18 protein-coding genes and 1 pseudogene are annotated in these 19,135 nt (G+C 58.4%); 15 read left to right on the top strand and 4 right to left on the bottom strand.

What is annotated here, in order from left to right:
- Positions 1-122 precede the first annotated feature (122 nt).
- The 6 genes and pseudogenes from P8S53_RS19410 to P8S53_RS19390 all read left to right on the top strand — a co-directional run bounded on the left by P8S53_RS19410 (position 123) and on the right by P8S53_RS19390 (position 6,170).
- A complete protein-coding gene (locus P8S53_RS19410; RefSeq protein WP_277806958.1) occupies positions 123-2,015 on the top strand; it encodes an ABC transporter ATP-binding protein in 1,893 nt (630 codons plus the stop codon).
- Positions 2,012-3,922: an ABC transporter ATP-binding protein gene (locus P8S53_RS19405; protein WP_277806957.1), complete on the top strand. Its 1,911-nt coding sequence runs from the start codon at positions 2,012-2,014 to the stop codon at positions 3,920-3,922. Before P8S53_RS19410 ends, P8S53_RS19405 begins: the two co-directional genes overlap by 4 nt.
- Before the next feature lie 32 nt (positions 3,923-3,954).
- Positions 3,955-4,338, top strand: a complete 384-nt coding sequence (locus P8S53_RS19400) for a hypothetical protein (protein ID WP_277806956.1) — start codon at positions 3,955-3,957, stop codon at positions 4,336-4,338.
- Positions 4,339-4,561: 223 nt separating this feature from the next.
- A pseudogene (locus P8S53_RS21475) lies at positions 4,562-4,678 on the top strand (HTH domain-containing protein); the annotation flags it as partial.
- Positions 4,679-4,965: 287 nt separating this feature from the next.
- Positions 4,966-5,244, top strand: coding sequence for a WYL domain-containing protein (locus P8S53_RS21470; protein WP_373418558.1), 279 nt, complete (start codon positions 4,966-4,968; stop codon positions 5,242-5,244).
- Between the two features lie 68 nt (positions 5,245-5,312).
- Complete coding sequence (locus P8S53_RS19390) at positions 5,313-6,170, top strand: NAD(P)H-binding protein (protein WP_306417961.1); 858 nt, start codon at positions 5,313-5,315, stop codon at positions 6,168-6,170.
- A 100-nt stretch (positions 6,171-6,270) separates the two neighbouring features.
- Here P8S53_RS19390 and P8S53_RS21465 read toward each other — a convergent pair whose 3' ends face one another.
- The 3 genes from P8S53_RS21465 to P8S53_RS19375 form a co-directional block, all read right to left on the bottom strand.
- Positions 6,271-6,621, bottom strand: a complete 351-nt coding sequence (locus P8S53_RS21465) for a strawberry notch C-terminal domain-containing protein (RefSeq protein ID WP_373418540.1) — start codon at positions 6,619-6,621, stop codon at positions 6,271-6,273.
- Between the two features lie 483 nt (positions 6,622-7,104).
- On the bottom strand, positions 7,105-7,422 hold the full coding sequence (locus P8S53_RS19380) for an Atu4866 domain-containing protein (RefSeq protein WP_277806954.1): 318 nt from the start codon (positions 7,420-7,422) through the stop codon (positions 7,105-7,107).
- Positions 7,423-7,442: 20 nt separating this feature from the next.
- A complete protein-coding gene (locus P8S53_RS19375; protein WP_277806953.1) occupies positions 7,443-8,165 on the bottom strand; it encodes an SDR family oxidoreductase in 723 nt (240 codons plus the stop codon).
- A gap of 97 nt (positions 8,166-8,262) precedes the next feature.
- On the opposite strand from P8S53_RS19375, the gene P8S53_RS19370 reads away from it, so the two are divergent.
- From P8S53_RS19370 to P8S53_RS19360, 3 genes are all read left to right on the top strand, one after another.
- The gene (locus tag P8S53_RS19370) at positions 8,263-9,147 is read left to right on the top strand and encodes a LysR family transcriptional regulator (RefSeq protein ID WP_277806952.1); all 885 of its coding nucleotides are present in this window, start codon (positions 8,263-8,265) and stop codon (positions 9,145-9,147) included.
- 177 nt (positions 9,148-9,324) lie between these two features.
- Complete coding sequence (locus P8S53_RS19365; protein ID WP_277806951.1) at positions 9,325-9,882, top strand: DJ-1/PfpI family protein; 558 nt, start codon at positions 9,325-9,327, stop codon at positions 9,880-9,882.
- 21 nt (positions 9,883-9,903) lie between these two features.
- Entirely contained in the window at positions 9,904-10,266 is a 363-nt protein-coding gene (locus P8S53_RS19360; RefSeq protein ID WP_277806950.1) for a ribbon-helix-helix domain-containing protein, read from the top strand.
- Between the two features lie 283 nt (positions 10,267-10,549).
- Here P8S53_RS19360 and P8S53_RS19355 read toward each other — a convergent pair whose 3' ends face one another.
- Positions 10,550-11,431, bottom strand: a complete 882-nt coding sequence (locus P8S53_RS19355; RefSeq protein WP_277806949.1) for a LysR family transcriptional regulator — start codon at positions 11,429-11,431, stop codon at positions 10,550-10,552.
- A gap of 1,075 nt (positions 11,432-12,506) precedes the next feature.
- Here P8S53_RS19355 and P8S53_RS19350 point away from each other — a divergent pair.
- From P8S53_RS19350 to P8S53_RS19325, 6 genes are all read left to right on the top strand, one after another.
- Entirely contained in the window at positions 12,507-13,286 is a 780-nt protein-coding gene (locus tag P8S53_RS19350) for a hypothetical protein (protein ID WP_277806948.1), read from the top strand.
- 123 nt (positions 13,287-13,409) lie between these two features.
- The gene (locus tag P8S53_RS19345; RefSeq protein ID WP_277806947.1) at positions 13,410-14,543 is read left to right on the top strand and encodes an IS701 family transposase; all 1,134 of its coding nucleotides are present in this window, start codon (positions 13,410-13,412) and stop codon (positions 14,541-14,543) included.
- 339 nt (positions 14,544-14,882) lie between these two features.
- Positions 14,883-15,908 (top strand): LacI family DNA-binding transcriptional regulator, encoded by a 1,026-nt coding sequence (locus tag P8S53_RS19340; RefSeq protein ID WP_277806946.1) that lies wholly within the window; start codon positions 14,883-14,885, stop codon positions 15,906-15,908.
- Between the two features lie 88 nt (positions 15,909-15,996).
- Entirely contained in the window at positions 15,997-17,262 is a 1,266-nt protein-coding gene (locus P8S53_RS19335; protein ID WP_277806945.1) for a sugar ABC transporter substrate-binding protein, read from the top strand.
- 57 nt (positions 17,263-17,319) lie between these two features.
- A complete protein-coding gene (locus P8S53_RS19330; protein ID WP_277806944.1) occupies positions 17,320-18,243 on the top strand; it encodes a carbohydrate ABC transporter permease in 924 nt (307 codons plus the stop codon).
- A gap of 5 nt (positions 18,244-18,248) precedes the next feature.
- Positions 18,249-19,124: a carbohydrate ABC transporter permease gene (locus P8S53_RS19325; RefSeq protein ID WP_277807276.1), complete on the top strand. Its 876-nt coding sequence runs from the start codon at positions 18,249-18,251 to the stop codon at positions 19,122-19,124.
- The last annotated feature ends 11 nt before the right edge of the window (positions 19,125-19,135 follow it).

Raw genomic sequence — 19,135 nt, 5'->3', positions numbered from 1 at the left:
GTGGGAATTTTGCGCGACGACTGCGTTGTTTCGCGAGACATTGTCTGTCGGCAACGCAGATGCTGCCGCTTTTTCAAGCGGCCCTGTTCGGAGGTCGCAGTACAGACTGTCGACAAAATGAAATGACAAAAGCCATCAATTCCCGGGATACGGGGCAGGCAGGCGCCAAGTCCCAACCTCATGACCCGCGCGAAACATTCCGCCGCACCCGCGCAGTCGGGCGCGAGGAAGGTCTGGGGGCGATTTACCGCATTACACGGATGTCGCTGCATTATCCGGCGCGTTTCTGGGTTGCCCTGATTGCCACTGTCGCGGCTGTTCTGACGCAGCTGTCAATTCCAGTCCTTCTGGGCCGGGCGGTTGATGCAACACAAGCGATGGCCGTGCAAGGCAGCACCGCAGAACGTGACGCCCTGATCTGGATTGCACTGCTTTTGCTGCTGGCCAGTGTCTTGCGTGGGTTATTCACTTTGGCCCAGAATTATTCTGCCGAAAGTCTTGGTCATGCCATGGCACGGGATCTGCGTATGGCGGTTTACAACAAAATTCAGCGGCTTCCGTTCAGTTTTCATGACCGCACCCACTCCGGTGATCTTATCACGGTTGGCATGCTGGATCTTGAAGGGGTGCGGATGTTCTTTTCCACCGCGTTGGTGCGCACATTGCTGCTGGCGCTTCTGATCGGAATTGGCGCCTGGCTGCTGCTTTCCACCAATCTTGTGCTTGGTCTTCTGGCGTTGTCTTTCGTGCCTTTTGCAGGCTGGCGCAGTTCGGTGATGCAGTTGACCCTGCGCAAGACATGGCTGATCCTACAGGAACGGCTTGGTGTTCTAAGCCAGGTTATGGAAGAAAACCTGGCCGGAACACGGGTCGTGCGCGCCTTTTCAGCCGCAGACCATGAGATGAAGAAATTTGACCGCGCATCGCAGGATGCGCTTCGCCTGAGCCATCAGCGCATCGACATCCGCGTGCGCGATACGTCGGCGATGACGCTTAGCTTCTTTGTCGCCATGGGCCTTGTGCTGCTGTTTGGCGGCCGACAGGTTGCGGCAGGCGAAATCACAGTTGGCACACTTGCAACCTTCCTGACCTTTATGACGCTGCTTCAGATGCCGGTGCGCCAGCTTGGGCTGATGGTCAACGCCTATGCGCGCGCATCGACCTGCGGGGCAAGATTGTTCGCCCTTATAGATATGCCGGTTGAGATTGAAGATGCACCGGACGCCGTGCCGCTGAACCTGACCGAAGGCACATTGCGGCTTGAGAATGTCACATTCTCCTATCCCGGACATGAGGGGAACCCCGCCATCAAGGGGATCAGTCTTGAAGCCCGCAAGGGCGAGACCATCGGCATTGTTGGCGCCCCCGGTTCGGGCAAAACAACATTGATGCATCTGATCCCGCGCTTCTACGATGTCACCGGCGGAAAGATTACCATCGACGGGCAGGACCTGCGTGATGTAACGCTGTCGTCGGTGCGGCAGGCGGTGGCCGTTGTGCAGCAGGATAGTTTTCTGTTCACCACAACCATCGAGAACAACATCTCCTACGGGGACCCGTTTACCGATGACAGCCGCATCCGTGGCGTCAGCGAAAGTGCGCAGCTTCATGATTATATCCAGCATCTGCCGCAGGAATACCGGACCGTGGTGGGCGAAAGGGGCGTGTCGCTGTCAGGCGGGCAACGCCAAAGGCTGTCAATCGCACGCACACTGATGATGGAGCCTGCGGTTCTGATCTTCGACGATTCCACCGCCGCCATCGATGCAGGAACGGAAGGCCGTATCCGTGACGCCATGCGCCGCTATGCGCAGGGATGCGTGACCCTGATTGTTGCCCATCGCCTGAGCAGTCTTATGCACGCCGACCGTATTCTGTTTCTTGAAGAGGGGCGCATTGTCGAACAGGGCACGCATGAAGAATTGCTGGCCCTAAATGGGCGCTACAAGGCGTTACACGAATTGCAGATGCGCCCGGAAGGGGATGTGCTGAACCGGACGGAGATCAGTTCATGAGCCACACACGCGCCCCCGAACCACGCGATCCCCATGATGATGGCCGTGCCCGCATGCGGGCTGTCGTCGGGTCCCACCGGATCGAGGAAGAAATCTTCGGCAAGGCTTTCGACGGTCGCATCGTGCGCCGCCTGTGGCAATTCGTTGCCAATTATCGACGTGACGTGGTTATTGCCGTTATTGCCGTGGTCATCTTCACCTGCACACAATTGTCGATCCCCCTTCTGATCCGCTATGCTATCGACCATGGCATGGGGGCCGGTGGTTCCGGGGGCAGCACCATCAATATGCCGGTCCTTTCCATGATCACCACGATCTTTGCGGTTGTCATCTTAATCAACTACGTCGCCTCGCGCCTACAGGAGCAGGTGACTGGGCGGATGGCCGAAAACGTGCTGTTTGATATTCGCCAGAAAATGTTCGCCCATTTGCAACGCGTCTCGCTGTCGTTTCTGGACAAGACAGAGGTGGGGCGCCTGATGTCACGCCTGCAAGGCGACGTGAATTCGATGCAGGAATTTCTTGAAACCTCGGTCCTGTCGGTCGGTGACATTCTGCTGCTGCTCGGGATTGTTGTGGTCATGCTCTGGCTTGACTGGCAGCTTGCGATCCTGGTCCTTTCGGTGATCCCGATCCTGTTCCTTGTGCGCGTCTTCTGGCTGTCCAAAGCCCGTGCTGCCTTCATGGAATCACACGAGGCCAATTCCGTGACGAATGGTGCGCTGGCCGAAGCCATCAATGGCGTGCGCGCAGTTCAGGCGTTGGATCGCGGGCAACTGAACGAACAGCTTTACCAAAGGCTGGTCGACAGAAACTATGCGGCGCAACTGCGTGGGTCACGGATTGCACAGGTTATGGTGCCAATCGTCGATACACTGACCGGTCTGGCCATGGCTGTCGTTGTGCTGGTCGGGGGTATGATGGTGGTCAGGGCGCAAATCGATGTCGGTGTGATGGTCGCCTTCTTGTTTTATATCCAGCGGTTCTTTGACCCGATCCGGTCTTTGACAATGCAGTATTCGGTCATGCAGCGTGCAATGGCGTCAGGACACCGCCTGACAGAAGTTCTGGATGTTGCCGTAGACGTGCAGGATGCACCGGGTGCGACCCCCCTGACAGATGCAGATGATGGTTCGGTTGAGTTCCGCAATGTCACCTTTGGCTATGACCCCGCAGAGCCGGTGTTGCAGGATGTGTCGTTCCGGGTCGGTTCCGGCCAGACGGTGGCCCTGATCGGCCCGACCGGGTCGGGCAAATCGTCATGCATGTCATTGATCCACCGCTTCTATGACATTCAGGACGGCGCAATTCTGGTCGGGGGGCGGGATGTGCGCAGCGTTACGCAAGAAAGTCTGGGGCGCCACATTGCGATGGTTTTGCAGGAACCGTATCTTTTCACCGGAAGCGTGATGGAAAATATCCGCTATTCGTCACATTGGGCCACAGATGATGATCTGGTCGCTGCGGCGAAAGCCGTGGGCGCGCATGACTTTATCATGTCCTTGCCCCAAGGCTATGAAACGCAACTGGATGAACGCGGTGGCAATCTGTCGCTTGGGCAAAGACAGCTTGTTTCATTCGCACGGGCATTGGCCGCTGATGCCAAGATCCTTATTCTTGACGAAGCGACTGCGAATATCGACAGCTATACCGAAATGCTGATACAAAAAGCGTTGCAACGACTTCTGGAAGGGCGCACCGGCCTTGTTATCGCCCACCGGCTGGCAACGATCCGGAATGCCGACAGTATTGTCGTTCTACAACAGGGACGACTGATAGAAGAAGGGAACCATGATCAGCTGATGGCCGAAAATGGCCTTTATGCAAAACTGTATTCCCTGAACTTTGCCAGCTTCGATGATTTGACTTCGTCAAGCGGCGATGCACCCCGTTCTGTCACATCCTGAAATGCGAAGGATCACCAGAGCATGCATTTCCCATGAGCAGACCTGTCGCCATTGGCATATTATGCGGCTTTGCTGCATTGTTTCTGGCGGCAGCCTGGTGGGGCTGGTCTGATTTCCGCGCCCTGCGTCTGGGAATTGCGGCATGCATCACGCCGCTGACAGTCGATCAGACATCCTTCTGGATGATTGGCATGGCCGCGATTGCCGTGTTGCCTTTTCTGGGGCTGACATCGGATGTGCGGGTGCATCGTGCATTATTCGGCCTGCTCATCATCTGGGCTATGGGCGTTCCGATTGCCAGCTACATATCCCTGCTTTCTGGTGCCGCAGCGCAAGGGTATCTGGTGCCCACCGGTGCGCGTATCTTGCTGTTTTCAGACTTTACACTACATGCCCCGGCCTGTGGGGATGTATAAGCTTCACACAGGATATGCAGCCCTGCGCCTGACGCAGTTCTTGCTACAGTGCGCGCGCTACCTTACCGAACGCATGACGGCCCGCGCCCCAGCGCGAGTCACAGGCGGCTGGCATGCGTCGAACCATAGCAACGACACAGCGCGGCGAAATTGGGGCGATTCATTTCCACCGCTCGGACAACGACAGCTTCACCGGATGGCATCCAGTCGCTATACTTGATGCATGCAGCGTTCGGGTCGCCTTCTCCAACTCCTCCAGACACTTCGCGAAAGACGCAGGGCCGTCACCGCAAAAACATTGGCGGAACGGTTCAACGTTTCCCAACGCACCATCTATCGCGATATGGAAACCCTGCTGGAACTTGGCGTTCCGGTCGAGGGCGAAGCAGGCACGGGTTTCATTCTGCGTCCTGGTTTTTTCCTTCCGTCGATGGCTTTCACCCGTGACGAGGCAGATGCGGTTCTTCTGGGTCTGCGCTTCGTACTGGCGCGGGGTGACAGCGAGCTTGCGAAGGCAGCCGAGTTGGCATTGCTCAAGATTACAGATGGTATGGGACGCGATGACGAAGCTCGGATGCTTGCGAGTGGCCTGACGGTTGGCCCTTCCGTGAATAACAGGCAAACCGAATTGGGATTGGTCAGGCGGGCCTTGCGCGACCGCCGCAAGCTGGAGATCGCCTACCGACCGCAGGGAAAAACACCTGGCACCCGCGTCGCTGGCCTGTCGCGTTCGGCTATTTTGACCATGCGGAACTGCTCGCCGCGTGGTGTGAGCAACGTGATGATTTTCGGCATTTCCGGATTGATCGCATCGAGAACCTGGCTTTGCTGGATGAAAACATCCCCCGATCCCGCAACAGTCTGCTGGCAGCGTATCGCCGGATCGAACCCCACGCAAACGTCTGAATGCGGGTTCCTGACATTTTCTGTCAAACCTGCCTGATAAGCTCTGATCGGGAATCGAAAAGGAGATCATGATGTATGTGACACTTGGCGGAACCGGGCAGGTCGGATCGGCGACGGCGCGCACCCTCTTGAACAAGGGTCAGAAGGTGACAGTTGTTACCCGTGATGAAAGCCATGGCGCAGATTTGAAGGAGGCCGGAGCGAAGATCGCAGTTGCAGACATTCGCGACGTCGAGGCTACGCGTCGCATCCTCCAGACCGGCAAGCGTGCCTTTCTGCTCAAGCCGCCAGCGGACCCTACGGGCGATACAGACGAAGAAGAGCGGGCGAACGTGGCCGCGATCATCTCAGCCCTTGACGGCTCGGGCCTTGAAAAAGTGGTCGCGCAATCGACCTACGGTGCCTTCAATGGGGAACGATGCGGCGATCTGACAGTGCTGCATGAATTCGAGAAAGCCCTGGAAAGACAGCCTGTCCCTGCTGCGATCAACCGGTGCGCCTATTATATGAGCAACTGGGCAGGAATGGCAGAACAGATGCAGGAGAGCGGCATTTTACCGTGCTTCTTTCCCGCCGGTCTTTCCATTCCGATGGTGGCACCGGCCGATTTGGGGAAAGCGGCCGCCAGGCGGCTCATGTCCGGAATCGATGATGTGGGTATCGCGTATTTTGAAGGGCCGGAACACTATACAGCGCGAGATGTCGCGGCGGCCTTCGCAGAGGCGCTGGATCGTGAGGTTGGAATTCAGGAGATCCCGCGCGATGCCCTGGAAGGCACCTTCTGCAAGTTCGGATTTTCGGGCAAGGCGGCGGCCTCTTACACTTGTATGACATGCCGCATGATCGACGGGATGACGGATGCGATGGATAAACCAAGCTGCGGTGAGACCTCTTTGAAGAGCTACATCGCTTCAATCATGGGCTGACAAAGCGCCCGCCACTTGCAGACTTTCGCTGCGCTTTGTTGAATGTACAGGAAGGTCCGCCCTCTTGCCTTGCGGCGGTGCAGTGTGCAGATCGGTGCCCTCAATGATTGCCTGCGTTCATAATTAGACGGCTTGCAGCCGTTTTGCAGACGGTCGTTGTTTCAGCTGCACTGTGCCTGCACAGGTAAACCCAGTCTCGAAATAATAAACACAAAGGCACGGTTTCCAGCCCGAGGTCGTGGTCCCCGGCAGCGATAGCACCTTCAATCCTCTGCTCGGGCAGCTTCCCAAGGGCGCTGAACAGCACACCCTGCATGTCGATGGTCAGCACTAGAAGGCGATTGAGGAAGGTCGTGATGGCGGGCAAGTTGTCCTCGGGCCAGAACAGCCCCTGCCCGCTGGTCTGGCTCTGACCCCGCGTGATCGTGATCAGCGCTCCGCCTCGCGACATTCCACCGGCTGGCCATCGCGCGTGACATGTTGCATTAGCTGCCAGTGAAAGTCTCAAACAGCTGCACCGGGACAGAATGCTGCGAGTAAGCAAGGCAGCTCTCCCTCGGCGTAATATCAACCCGAAAATCATTGGTTTCGTTGCAAAGGTTTTGGGTTTCCTGCTGGCCGTGCATTATGCATCTTCAAATGAGATGATTTCGCAGCGATGGTTGATTTCAAAGATGCGCATTATGCGAAACCTGTGATCCTGTTCGTGATATTTTTCTATCTGTGCAAGCCCCGTGTCCTGTCGCAACCTCGGAGAGACAATGGAAAAACGCGGGGCCGATATTGACCCCGCAACCCCGAACTGTTGTGTGGAAGCGCATGCCCCCTTGGCCGCGTTTCAGCAGCTCGCAGCATAACTATGTCCAGCGCAGGCCCACACCCAACCCAGGCACAAATTTTGCGACAGGATCTTTCGGATCCGCCATTTACCCCCTCACGGCTGCTGCCGGTATAGCACCATGCCTGCATGATGCAGGACGTTGTCATCGACAAAAACACCATCGGCCGTGAAGCCGGTGTCATCCCAATAGTATATCCATTGCTCCGTGACCTCATAGCGCCCCTCATAGGCGCGCTCGCGACTGCCGCGGGCTTCGATATACCGGTTGTCGGGCAGCAGTTCGTGCCGGATATATCCATCTGCCGTGATCCACATGCCGACATAAAGGTGGTCACCTACCGCAGTATTCTGCACAAGAGCGGGCTGGCCGGAAGTGGCAGCAATAACTGCCGCAATTAGGTTCTGTTTCATGATTGCAATCCTTGGCGCGCTTAGTTCGCCGATGCGGTCGGGCGGATGGTGATTTCGGTTGTGTCCACACTGGCGGACGCCTCTATTACCTGACGCACGGCGCGGGCGATATCGGCGGGTTGCAGGGCAATTGCGCGGTAAGCATCCATCACGGCCAGTGTCTCTTCATGGGTGATTGTCGAGGCAAGGTCGCTTTCGACCACGCCCGGATTAACGCAGGTGACGCGGATATTTGTGCTTTCCTGCCGCAACCCATCGGAAATCGCCCGCACCGCGAATTTCGTTGCGCAATAGACCGAAGCACTCGGCACCACCTGCAATGCCCCGATCGAACCGATGTTGATGATCTGCCCCTCCCCCTGCCGCTCCATCGCGGGCAGCACCGCGCCTATCCCCCACAGAACGCCCTTGATGTTCACGTCCACCATCCGTTCCCATTCATCCAGCTTGCCTGCGGACAGCGGCGACAGCGGCATGATGCCCGCATTGTTCACCAGCACGTCGATCCGGCCCCAAAGCTCCAGTGCTGCCTGCGCGAAGCCCGCCATCGCCACCCGGTCGGTGACATCAAGCACACGCGCCTCTGCCACACCGCCGTTCGCGCGGACGTCGTTCACGATGCCGTCCAGCCGGTCGGCGCGTCGCGCGCCCAGCAAGACCTTGGCGCCTGCCGCTGCAAGTTCCCGCGCGATGCCTTCGCCAATTCCGCCAGAGGCACCGGTGATAAGAATAACCTTGTCCATCGAGTGTTCCTTTCCTTCGATTGCCAAAAGAATGGACGAATGCGATTGTCGTGGGTACTCCCCTATTGATGAACTTCATGGTTAGTGTGGCTTGACAATGATCGATCTTAACCTTCTTCCGCTTTTCCGTGCTGTGGCCGAAGAAGCAAACTTTCGCGCGGCGGCTGACAGGCTGGGCGTGACACGCTCCGCGGTCAGTCAGAGTATCCGGCGGCTGGAAGACAGCCTTGGTGTGGCGCTGGTCACGCGTACCACCCGCTCGGTCCGGCTGACCGAGGCGGGGACGCGGTTGCACGCGGAACTGGCGCGGCCACTGACGGAGATGCTGAGCGCGCTGGAAACCATCGGTGCCGAGGATCGCCCGCGAGGCCTGTTGCGGATCGCCGTCACCTCCATCGCCGAACCCTTTCTGTCCGGCCCGCTGATCGCCCGCTTCGCGGAAGGCTACCCGCAAATCACACTGGACATCACCGTGACCGATGCTGAATTTGACATTGTTGCCGCCGGGTTCGATGCCGGTGTGCGGCTGGGCGAGGTGATCGAGCAAGACATGATCGCCGTGCCGGTCGGCGGCCCGCAGCGAGAGGCGGTCGTGGCAACGCCCGCCTATCTTGCCGCGCATGGCGCGCCAGAGCACCCGCGCGATCTTGTGCACCACCGCTGCATCGGCTGGCGTCCCGCGCCCAATACCGCGCCTTATCGCTGGGAATTCGTCGAGAATGGCGTTCCGTTCGATGTGGCCGTCGCCCCGCAGATCAGCACCAATGACCTGCGGGTGATGCTGCGCACCGCACTTAGCGGTGGCGGGATTACATTTGCGCCGGTTGAAACGCTTCAGCCGCATATCGACACTGGCGAGTTGATCCCGGTGCTGGAGGACTTCCTGCCGCCATTCCCCGGCTTCTACCTTTTCTTTCCGCAACGCCGGAACATGGCACCCAAATTACGCGCGCTTGTCGACCATGTTCGGACATGGAAATGAACCAAGCTTCTATCCGGCGGCATGTGTGAATACCCGCAATCGGAGCATATTGAAGCTGGCTGATCTCCCGATAACAATCTATAGGAGCGATTTTGCCTGTCGTAGTATCCCGTTAATACCCACAACCCAAGCACCTGCCCTACCCTTGCGGCTACCGTCAGCAAGGGAGGATGCAAGATGGCGAATATCCTGATGATTACCGGCGATTTCACCGAAGACTATGAAACCATGGTCCCGTTTCAGACTCTTCTGGCCTGTGGCCACAATGTCGATGCCGTATGCCCTGACAAGAAGGCCGGTGACACGGTCAAGACCGCGATCCATGATTTCGAGGGCGACCAGACCTATTCCGAAAAACCCGGCCACAATTTCGCGCTGAACGCGGATTTCGATGATGTCGATGTTGCCAGTTATGACGCGCTGGTTGTGCCGGGTGGCCGTGCGCCGGAATATCTGCGGATGAACGCGCAGGTTCTGGCCATGGTGCAGCATTTTTTTGAAGCCGACAAACCCGTCGCCGCCATCTGCCACGGCGCGCAGCTGCTGGCTGCCGCAGGGGTGCTGAAAGGACGGACCTGCTCTGCCTATCCGGCCTGCGCCTATGAGGTGACAGCTTCAGGCGGGACATTCGCCGATATTGCCGTGACAGAGGCGGTAACCGATGGCAATCTGGTCACAGCGCCCGCCTGGCCCGCGCATCCTGCCTGGCTGAAGCAGTTCATGGCGCTCCTCTGAACCGAAACGGGAGGCTCCGCGATGTGTGAACTCTTTATCAAGGCCGATGCCGGACAATGGCAGAGCCGCACCCATAGTCTGCGCATCGACGGGGTCGCCACCTCGATCCGGATCGAAAACCATTTCTGGGACACGCTGACCGAGATCGGCGCGCGCGACGGGATGACGGTCGCGCAACTGATCACCCGGCTTTGGCACGAGGCGATGGATGCCGATCATGATCTTGGCAATTTCACCTCATTCCTGCGAGTCTGCTGCGCGCGCTATCACGCATTGATCGCCGAAGGCGAAATATCGGGTGATCCCGGCGTGCCGATCGCCGGACATCCGGCACAGGACATCCTCGCGAGAGAGACGGCGCGGCGCGGCCTTCGCATGGTTTAGGTCTGCGCAAGGCTGCTGTGTTCCCGGAATGCCCAACGGCCAACGTTCACTGAATTCATCTATCCACAAATGAACGCTTCAAACTGGGCGCTCCTTGGTAATCACTGCGGCAAGGGTCCACATGAATGCGCCACCGAGCGCCAGCAGGATGCCGGTTGAATAATCGGGCCAATGTCACCAGCATCCGGGCGGACTGGGACAGCAGCGCAAGGTGCAGCGGCAACGACTTGTGCACGATACCGTCATCCAAAACCTCTCCTGTCAGACAACCCCGCAGGGATTTTTACACCCGTTCCGCCGCGGGGTGCACGGCCTGTGGTCGCGCGCCGGAAAACAGCGGGCTGGCCTCATTGAACAGGGTCGCAAGTCGTTCGATCACGCGCCGGACCGGCGGGCTGTGGCGCTCGTCGTGATGCGCGACAAGCCATTGCTCGGTGCTCAGGTCGGTGATGATTGGCCCCATCCTGCACAAACGCGGGTCGTCATCGCCAATAAAACACGGCAGGACAGACAGCCCGGCCCCCTGCACCACAAGCTCGCGCACCGCATGAACCCCATTGCCGCGCAGCCGCATCCTGTGGCCAAGCTGTGCGGCCATCCACCGTGCCGATGGTGATGTGGACGTATCACCCGACAGCCCGACAATGGAACTGTCCGGGCTTTGGTCCATGGTGCCGAAAAGCGCAAATGCGACGCTGCCGATCTTGCGTCCGGCCAGATGTGGATCGGTGGGACGGGCATTGCGGATACCGATATCGGCGGCCCTGTGCCCGATGTCGATACGCGCATTGGCCGTGACAAATTCGATGGCCGGATCGTCAGTCCGCCAGATGGCGTGAATATTGCGCACCAGAAAGTCCGTGGTCCAGTTGCCCGCGGAAAGCCGGACGCTGCGCTGGGTCTGGGTGCCTTCGCGCCAGCGCGACACCACCAGCATGGCGCGTTCCACATCCTCGGCATGGGCCAGAAGATCCTGCCCGGCATCGGTCAGCGCATAGCCGGTCTGGCTACGGACAAACAGCGGCACACCGATCTGGCGTTCAAGCGCAGTGACCCGCCGCCCCAATGTCGCCGGGGACAGGCCGGTTTTCTGCTGTGCAGCGCTCAACCCGCCAAGGCGGCTGACAGCAAGAAACAGCCGCAGATCATCCCAATTGTCATCCATTTTTCATTTTCGAAAAATCTGTTGCGATCCTGTATGTAGCATGATCGCGGATTTTTGTGCAATTCTAAGATCATCCAAGGGGCCAATGGTCCGGATTGTTTTTCAGAACTCCCGGCATAGCGATGCCTGCTGCGATCACCGATGAAACGGTGGCACGACTGCCAGCGTGCCGCGAACCAGACGGAGGATTATTATGCTTGCCTCACTCAAGGAAATGGCCGTGATCTGGTGGGAGTATCGCCGGACGCTCTACGCGCTTGAACAGCTCGGGCCGCGATCTTTGGCCGATCTTGCTATCGATCAAGAGAGGCTTCGGGACGTGGCGTGGACGGCGGCGCGTAATAGCAGCAGGTTTTCGATGAATGACTTGAACGCTGACCAGTATGAGAGCACTGCCGCGCTGCCTGCGAGTTGTGAAATGACAGCTTCAACGGCTGTGGCTGCCCATTGCTGCGGTCAGCATCAGACACCAGTGTTCGGCCCTTCGGGTTCCACACATCAAAGCCGCCCTTTGAAACGGCGCGGACCATCAATGGATACGGCCCAACGACGTGATGCACGCGCAAATAGCGGGTAGTCGTTTTGACCCGCGCCATGAGTATGCTAAGCAGTGTCAGTTGGCCTGATATGGTGTAGCCGCTATATAGCGCAACGGTATCGGGCCAGCGGTTTCTGGATTATTCGAGGGTTTTGAAGCGCCAGCTTTCGTTGCTGGTCTCGACGATGTCGTAATGATGGGTAACGCAATCAAGAAGCGCGGTGGCGCCGCGTTCGCGGCCAATACGGCCTTTGGTGACACCTAACTGGCGAGACCACCCGGTCAGGCTGCTGCCGCCATGGTCTGACGCGGGTTGGCGCTTCTCTCAGGCAGCAGATATTCGGGAACGTCCAGCATCCTTGAAAACGCGCAAATTAATGGCCCGCGAGGGCATATCCGCCCGACTCCGGGCATTGCCTCGACCGTAGACACCGCTGGGGACGAAAACACTTGACTAGCCAGCAGCTTCAGGCAACTTTGGGATCACGCGATAATCGCTTTGGGGAATGTCGGTTACAATTAGACTGAGGAAAGATAATGAATGTTCGCCGGATCAAGATCTATGGAGAAAGGAATACAGGGACGAATTTTGTCGAGGATCTGCTCGCAGCGAATCTGCCTCTCACGATCTGTGCGGGGAACCTTCCGTCGCCAATTCGGAAAATGTACAAGCTTGCCTACAAGGTCTTGCCATACGATATCGCCTACAGACTGGTCGAGGATGATCGGGATCGGCGCTACGCGCAGCGTTTCGCAGCCGAACTCGGCTGGAAGCACGCCCGCATCCCCAACGGTCCTGAAGGGCAGGCCTATCCCGATGACGTCGGATTTATTGCCCTGATGAAGGATCCCTATGCCTGGCTCCTATCGTTGCACAAGCGCCCCTATCAGAGTAAACTGAACAACCATCTGCACAGGATCAGCTTCTCCGAATTCCTGCGTGCACCGTGGCGGACGGTGGGGCGCGAGCACGGTCCTGCGGAATATCCGAACCCAGTGGAATTGTGGAACGACAAAGTTTCCTCCTATGCGCAGCTCGCCGAGCACGGTCCGGCAATGCTCGTGCGCTACGAAGAGGTGATCGAGGACATCAATGGCTTCGTTCACCGTGTAGCTGAGTCGTTTGGGTCGGAGTTACCGACGCAGGTTAGTGTCCCTACCAAGTCAACCAAAAATGACGGGCGTAGCACTGCGGACATCGTCGCTTTCTACAAGGATCGTTCCTGGGTTTCAAAGCTGTGCGCGACCGATATAGAGTTCATAAATAGCCAGCTTGATCATGATCTGGCCCGACGTTGTGGCTACCAGGTAATCTAGTACTACAGTTGCATATGATGTGGATATCTGATTCATTCCCGCCTGAGCGATTGGGGAGGATTGATGATGTCCGTATAGGACTGGGCTGGAGCGGTTTCGGATTGGCGCGCAGCGCTCGATGGAATGAAGGCGCGGATTGCATCTGCCTTCATCAGGTCTGAACAGCGTGCATCTGCTGGGGCCTTTATCGATGGCCTCTTGTCCGGGGCAGAACGCAAGACAGGTTGGATGCTGGCTGAGGAAGCTGGCCTGGCGCGGCCTTACAAGATCCAGTCGCTGCTGGGCCGATCAAGCTGGTCTGCAGATGCTCTGTGTCAGCGAGTTCGCGACTACGCGCTTGATGCCCTCGCTGATCCTGATGGGGTTCTTGTGATTGATGAAACAGGTTTCCTCAAGAAAGGCGCTCATTCGGTTGGCGTCGCGCGACAGTATTCCGGCACGGCGGGACGGATTGAGAACAGTCAGATCGGTGTGTTTGCGAGCTATGCAAGCCGCTGGGGGCACGCCCTGATCGACAGAAGGCTGTATCTGCCGAAATCCTGGGCCAATGATCCTGAGCGGCGCGCAAAGGCCTACGTGCCTGAAGATATTGCCTTCACCACCAAGCCAGCCATGGCGTGTGAGATGGTCACGCGCCTGCTCGACGAAGGTATTCCATGCGCGTTTGTTCTCGCCGATGCCGTCTACGGTGCGGATTATCGGTTCCGGCATATGCTGGAGGAGCGCCAGCAGACCTATGTGCTGGCAGTGCGCAGCAATCAGACATTGCGGTTCATGGAGGAATGGACGCTGATCCAGACTGACCCGGTCACGATGATTGCCGCGCTGCCCGATGACGCCTGGATACCGTTGAGCGCAGGTGAAGGTGCAAAGGGACCCAGATTGTATGATTGGGCCCGTGTCCAGCTCAAATACCAGGCTCCGAACGGGTTTGCCCGCTGGTGTCTCGCAAGGCGCAGCCTGCGCAATCCGGGCGCAATTGCATATTATTTTGCCTATGCCCGCTCAGACACCACGCTTGCCGAGCTTGCGGCGGCCGCCGGTTTGCGCTGGACGATCGAGGAGTGCTTCCTGCGCGCCAAAGACGACCTCGGCCTCGACCATTGCGAAGCCCGCTCATGGCATGGATGGCATCGCCACATCAGCCTTGTCATGGCAGCCGCAGCTTTCCTCGCTCGCCTTGGCGCGGATCAGCGCCGTTCGGGTTTGCGTCAGCCGAACAAAACGAGTCCGGACAATCCCGTTGCGGCGATCTGAACTCAAGACGAGCCGATAACTTCACCACGGCAGAAATCCGGTACCTCCTCGCCCGCTTGCTGCCGCGTCCCGTCCTCACCACAAGGTTCATTTGGGCTTGGTCTCTATGGCGACGACGTCACCAAAACTTAGCCGCAACAGCCCATCGGAACATTCGACATCATGTGCAACTGTAGCATTAGTGATGACAAGCTGAATGGCGGATGCAAAGGCGCGTTCGCCGCAGACGGGTTGACAAGGGTGGCGGCAACATGCTTAGTTGCGCAAACGTTATCCCAAGTGCCGCATGCTGTACGACAGGGCAGGTATTTCAATGGGTAATGGACGGGAGGAGCCACCATGCGGGTTACCATTCGCGATGTTGCATTGCGTTCGGGGGTCAGTGTCACCACGGCTTCCCGCGCCCTGAACGGCGAAGGGCGGATGGCCCCTGAAACACGTGCCCGCGTTCAGGAAGCCGCGAAAGCGTTGAGCTATCGCCCCAACTCGATCGCGCAGGGGCTGGTGCGCAAGCGCTCCTTTACTTTGGGCCTTCTGACCAATGACACCTATGGCCGCTTCACCTTGCCGGTGGCGTCCGGCCTGTCCAGCGCAGCGGTGGATCGCGGTGTATCAGTCCTTCTGGCGTCTTATCAGGACGACCCAGAGCTTGCCCGCATCAACCTTCAGGCGCTGGAGGACAGGCAGGTTGATGGTTTGGTTCTGGCAGGCAAACGAATTGACCGCGCGCCCCACGAAAGCCTGCGTAAATCGGGCATCCCGACTGTGCACGTCATGTCAGCCTGCGATGAAGATGGCATCGCCTTTGTCCCCGATGATGCGGGCGGGGCGCGCATTGCAACGCAACATCTGCTTGATCTGGGCCGACGTAGCATTGCCCATGTTACCGGGCCAGCAGCCTTTGCCGCCGCATGTATCCGCGCCGAAAGCTATGCCCGGACATTGGCCGACAATGACGCAACGCCTTGGGGCGACGTGATATTTGGGGCATGGTCAGAGCAGCATGGCTTTGACATTGCGCGCCTCCTGTTTGGCCGCAATCAGGCGGCATGTGCCCCCGATGCAATATTTTGCGGCAACGACCAGATTGCACGGGGCATGATCGACGGGCTAACGCATCTTGGCGTGTCTGTGCCGGGTGATGTCGCCATCGTGGGTTTCGACAACTGGGAAATTTTCGCGGCGGCAACCAGGCCGCCACTGACAACCATTGACATGGGACTTGTGGAACTGGGGCGGCAGGCAGGCCTGTGCTTACTCGACCTGATTGAGGGGCGCGAGGTTCCGCCCGGCCTGACGCATACCCCAAGCCAGCTTGTTATCAGACAGTCATGCGGCGCTGATAAGACAGTCATCGCCGCCTGATCATTTCATCGGAAAGCGGAGGGGCTTTTCGTCGTAACTGCGCAAACGTTCTCTCAACTTTGGGAGGCACCATTAGGGAGGAAGACACATGAACTTTCGGACACTGACAAACGGGGTCGCGCTTGCAACCCTTGGCATGGGTTTCGTGCCGGGGATCGCCGCGGCAGAGACATTTTCACTTTGGGTGCGCTCAGACGGATCGGAGTTCATGCCGCCGCTGGTCGAGGCGTTCAATGCCGCGGGCGCGCATCAGGTAAACCTACAGATCGTTCCGGTAGATGAGCTGGTGCAGCGCTATGCCATTGCCAGCGCTGGCGGTTCCGCCCCCGACGCCTTGTCGCTGGACCTGATCTATACGCCCGCCTTTGCCGAAGCAGGCCAGTTGCGTGATCTGACAGATTTCGCGCAGAGCCTGCCCTACTTTAACGAATTGTCGCCTGCGCATCTGTCAGTGGGCACTGTTGGTGACCAGATTTATGGCGTGCCGTTCTCAGGCGACGCGTCTTTCCTTTTGTGGAACAAGGACCTGTATGAGCAGGCAGGGCTGGACCCCGAAAAAGGGCCTGAAACATGGGCAGAGATCCGCGAGCATGCCGAAGCAGTCAGCGCGCTGGGGGCTGAAACCTATGGTTTCTATTTCTCGGGCAATTGCGGGGGTTGCAATATATTCACCTTCGCGCCCTTGATCTGGGCGACTGATGGCGACCTTCTGGCCGATAATGGCCGCACGGCAACGCTCGATTCCGACGAGGTTGTCGCCGCAATCGCGTTTTACCGTGGCATGGCAAATGACAATCTGGTCCCTGCCGGGGCGCAGACCGACAGCGGTTCCAACTTCTTTGCCGCCTTTGCAAATGGCAATATCGGCATTTCACCGTCAGGGTCTTTCGCCATCGGGGCGCTGAACAACAACTACCCCGACCTGAACTATGGCGTCACTTTCCTGCCGGGGCAGGAATCGGGCCAGTTTTCCAGCTTTGCAGGCGGCGATAATTTCGTCATCTCCGCGCGCACCGACGACAGCAAGATCCCGGCAATCGAGGCGTTCATCGAATTCGCCTATTCGCTGGAAGGGCAGAAAATTCTGGTGGCCAACGGTGCCGTGCCTGTCCGGGGCGATCTGGCCGGGCAGGTGTTCGAAGGGCTGGACGAACGCTATCTGGTTTCGGCCGAAGCCATGGCGAATGGCCGCACGCCCTATTCGACCGTCTTCAATGACATCATCAATTCGCGCAACGGGCCATGGATCACCACGCTGAACCGCGCCTTCTTCGCCCAGAGCGAAGAAGAGATGATGCAGGCCGTCGCAGATGGTCAGGCCGAAATGCAGGCGATCATCGACGCCGCCCCCTGACCGGATGCTGGCGGGCCACCCCGGCCCGCCACCCTTCCTGCCGGAGTATCCCCCGTGATGTCCAACACTGTGCCCGATCCGAGCCCGGATGCCCCACCCACGCCGCGCGCGCCGCGCCGCACCGACTGGCAAGGGCTGGTTTATGTGCTGCCCGCGCTGGGGCTGGTGGCAGTGTTCTTTCTGGTGCCTTTGGGCATGACTATGTGGATGTCGCTGCATGACTGGCCGCTGCTGGGCAATCCGCGCTGGATTGGCACTGCAAACTACACGCGGCTTTGGGGGGACACCAGTTTCTGGAACGCCATGCGCTTTACCGTAATCTATACCATCGTTGCGACCATCGGGTTGATGGGTGTCGCCATGGCGCTGGCGCTGATGGTCCAGTCCGAGGGGCGCGCGATCACCATGTATCGCACCGCCTATTTCCTGCCGGTGGTTACGGGGTTTGCATCCGCATCCCTGCTATGGGCATGGCTGGCCAATGTAGATGCGGGCCTGTTTTCACCGCTGGTACAAATGCTGGGCATAACCGAAGGGCGGGTCAATCTGCTGGCACGGTTCGATTTGGCCTTCTGGTCGGTGACGATCATGGTCGTGTGGAAAATGGCCGGGTTCTACATGGTCATCCTGATGAGCGGGCTGCAATCTATCCCTTCTGACTATCAGGAAGCCGCGCGCATTGATGGGGCAAGCTGGTTTCAGCGTTTCCGCTGGATCACCATGCCGCTGGTGCGCCAGCCTTTTGCCCTTGCACTGATCCTGTGTGTGTCGGGGTCAATGCTGGCTTTTGACCAGTTCTATATCATCCTGAATGGCGGTCCGCGCAATCAAACCATCACGGCGGTTTACAAGATTTTCAATGAAAGCTTCGTGTCCTTCCGGCTGGGCTATGGCTCGGCGCTGTCGGTGGTGTTGCTGATCATCCTGATGGTGTTGTCGGCGATCCAGCTTTGGTTGCTGCGCGACAAGGGGGACAAATAATGACCATGGCCGCCCCCTATACCCCTGCGCCGACCGCGCGCGGCGGGCGCATCAAGGGACACCGCATCGTGTTCCATGTAACGGCGGTGCTGGTCGCGCTGATCTTCCTTGCGCCCATCTTCTGGGTTGCAATGGCCAGTTTCCGGCCCACGGCAATGTCGCTGCGCCCGCCCCTGCCACCATGGCCCACCGATAATTTCACGCTGGACAATTATGTCCGGCTGGAAAATTTCGGACAGTCGATCCTGCATTACACCGCCAATTCAGCGATTGTCGCGATTGGCACAGCCGTGCTGACCATCGCTGTGGCCTTGTTGGCAGGCTACGGGTTTTCGCGCTACCGCTTCCCGCTTAAACCGCTGGCTTTTGTGCTGATCCTGTCCACGATCATGATCCCGTTTCAGTCGATCCTGACGCCGCTGTTTTTGTTGCTGGCGCGGATGGGGCTGCAAAACTCGCATCTTGGGCTGATCCTTGTCTATACCACACTACAACTGCCCTTTTCTGTCTTCATGATGAAGAACGCCTTTGACGCAGTGCCCAAGGAAATCGAGGAAGCGGCCCGTATGGATGGCATCAAGGGCATGCGCCTGCTGTGGCAGGTGATGGTGCCACTGGTGGTTCCGGGCATGGTAACGTCTGGCCTGTTTGCCTTCCTGAATGCGTGGAACGAATTTCTGGCCGCCCTTGTGCTGCTGTCGGATCAGGACAAGTTCACCCTGCCGGTGCTGATGACGGCGGTGCGCTACGGGCGCTACGGCGCTGTTGACTGGGGCGCGGTGCAGGCGGGCGTGACGGTCATGATGATCCCCTGTCTTGTCCTTTTTCTTATCCTCCAACGCTCCTACATCCGTGGCCTGACGGCTGGCGCGGTGAAGTGAGCAGCTGTTTT

It is taken from the genome of Roseinatronobacter sp. S2 (genome assembly GCF_029581395.1).
Taxonomy (GTDB): domain Bacteria; phylum Pseudomonadota; class Alphaproteobacteria; order Rhodobacterales; family Rhodobacteraceae; genus Roseinatronobacter.
This window is presented reverse-complemented; position numbering and strand designations above follow the sequence as displayed.

Excerpts from the sequence above, each read along its gene's own strand:
- P8S53_RS19410 (WP_277806958.1), top strand. The coding sequence starts at position 123 with ATGACAAAAGCCATCAATTCCCGGGATACGGGGCAGGCAGGCGCCAAG.
- P8S53_RS19405 (WP_277806957.1), top strand. The coding sequence starts at position 2,012 with ATGAGCCACACACGCGCCCCCGAACCACGCGATCCCCATGATGATGGC.
- P8S53_RS19400 (WP_277806956.1), top strand. The coding sequence starts at position 3,955 with ATGAGCAGACCTGTCGCCATTGGCATATTATGCGGCTTTGCTGCATTG.
- P8S53_RS19390 (WP_306417961.1), top strand. The coding sequence starts at position 5,313 with ATGATGTATGTGACACTTGGCGGAACCGGGCAGGTCGGATCGGCGACG.
- P8S53_RS21465 (WP_373418540.1), bottom strand. The coding sequence starts at position 6,621 with ATGTCGCGAGGCGGAGCGCTGATCACGATCACGCGGGGTCAGAGCCAG.
- P8S53_RS19380 (WP_277806954.1), bottom strand. The coding sequence starts at position 7,422 with ATGAAACAGAACCTAATTGCGGCAGTTATTGCTGCCACTTCCGGCCAG.
- P8S53_RS19375 (WP_277806953.1), bottom strand. The coding sequence starts at position 8,165 with ATGGACAAGGTTATTCTTATCACCGGTGCCTCTGGCGGAATTGGCGAA.
- P8S53_RS19370 (WP_277806952.1), top strand. The coding sequence starts at position 8,263 with ATGATCGATCTTAACCTTCTTCCGCTTTTCCGTGCTGTGGCCGAAGAA.
- P8S53_RS19365 (WP_277806951.1), top strand. The coding sequence starts at position 9,325 with ATGGCGAATATCCTGATGATTACCGGCGATTTCACCGAAGACTATGAA.
- P8S53_RS19360 (WP_277806950.1), top strand. The coding sequence starts at position 9,904 with ATGTGTGAACTCTTTATCAAGGCCGATGCCGGACAATGGCAGAGCCGC.
- P8S53_RS19355 (WP_277806949.1), bottom strand. The coding sequence starts at position 11,431 with ATGGATGACAATTGGGATGATCTGCGGCTGTTTCTTGCTGTCAGCCGC.
- P8S53_RS19350 (WP_277806948.1), top strand. The coding sequence starts at position 12,507 with ATGAATGTTCGCCGGATCAAGATCTATGGAGAAAGGAATACAGGGACG.
- P8S53_RS19345 (WP_277806947.1), top strand. The coding sequence starts at position 13,410 with ATGAAGGCGCGGATTGCATCTGCCTTCATCAGGTCTGAACAGCGTGCA.
- P8S53_RS19340 (WP_277806946.1), top strand. The coding sequence starts at position 14,883 with ATGCGGGTTACCATTCGCGATGTTGCATTGCGTTCGGGGGTCAGTGTC.
- P8S53_RS19335 (WP_277806945.1), top strand. The coding sequence starts at position 15,997 with ATGAACTTTCGGACACTGACAAACGGGGTCGCGCTTGCAACCCTTGGC.
- P8S53_RS19330 (WP_277806944.1), top strand. The coding sequence starts at position 17,320 with ATGTCCAACACTGTGCCCGATCCGAGCCCGGATGCCCCACCCACGCCG.
- P8S53_RS19325 (WP_277807276.1), top strand. The coding sequence starts at position 18,249 with ATGGCCGCCCCCTATACCCCTGCGCCGACCGCGCGCGGCGGGCGCATC.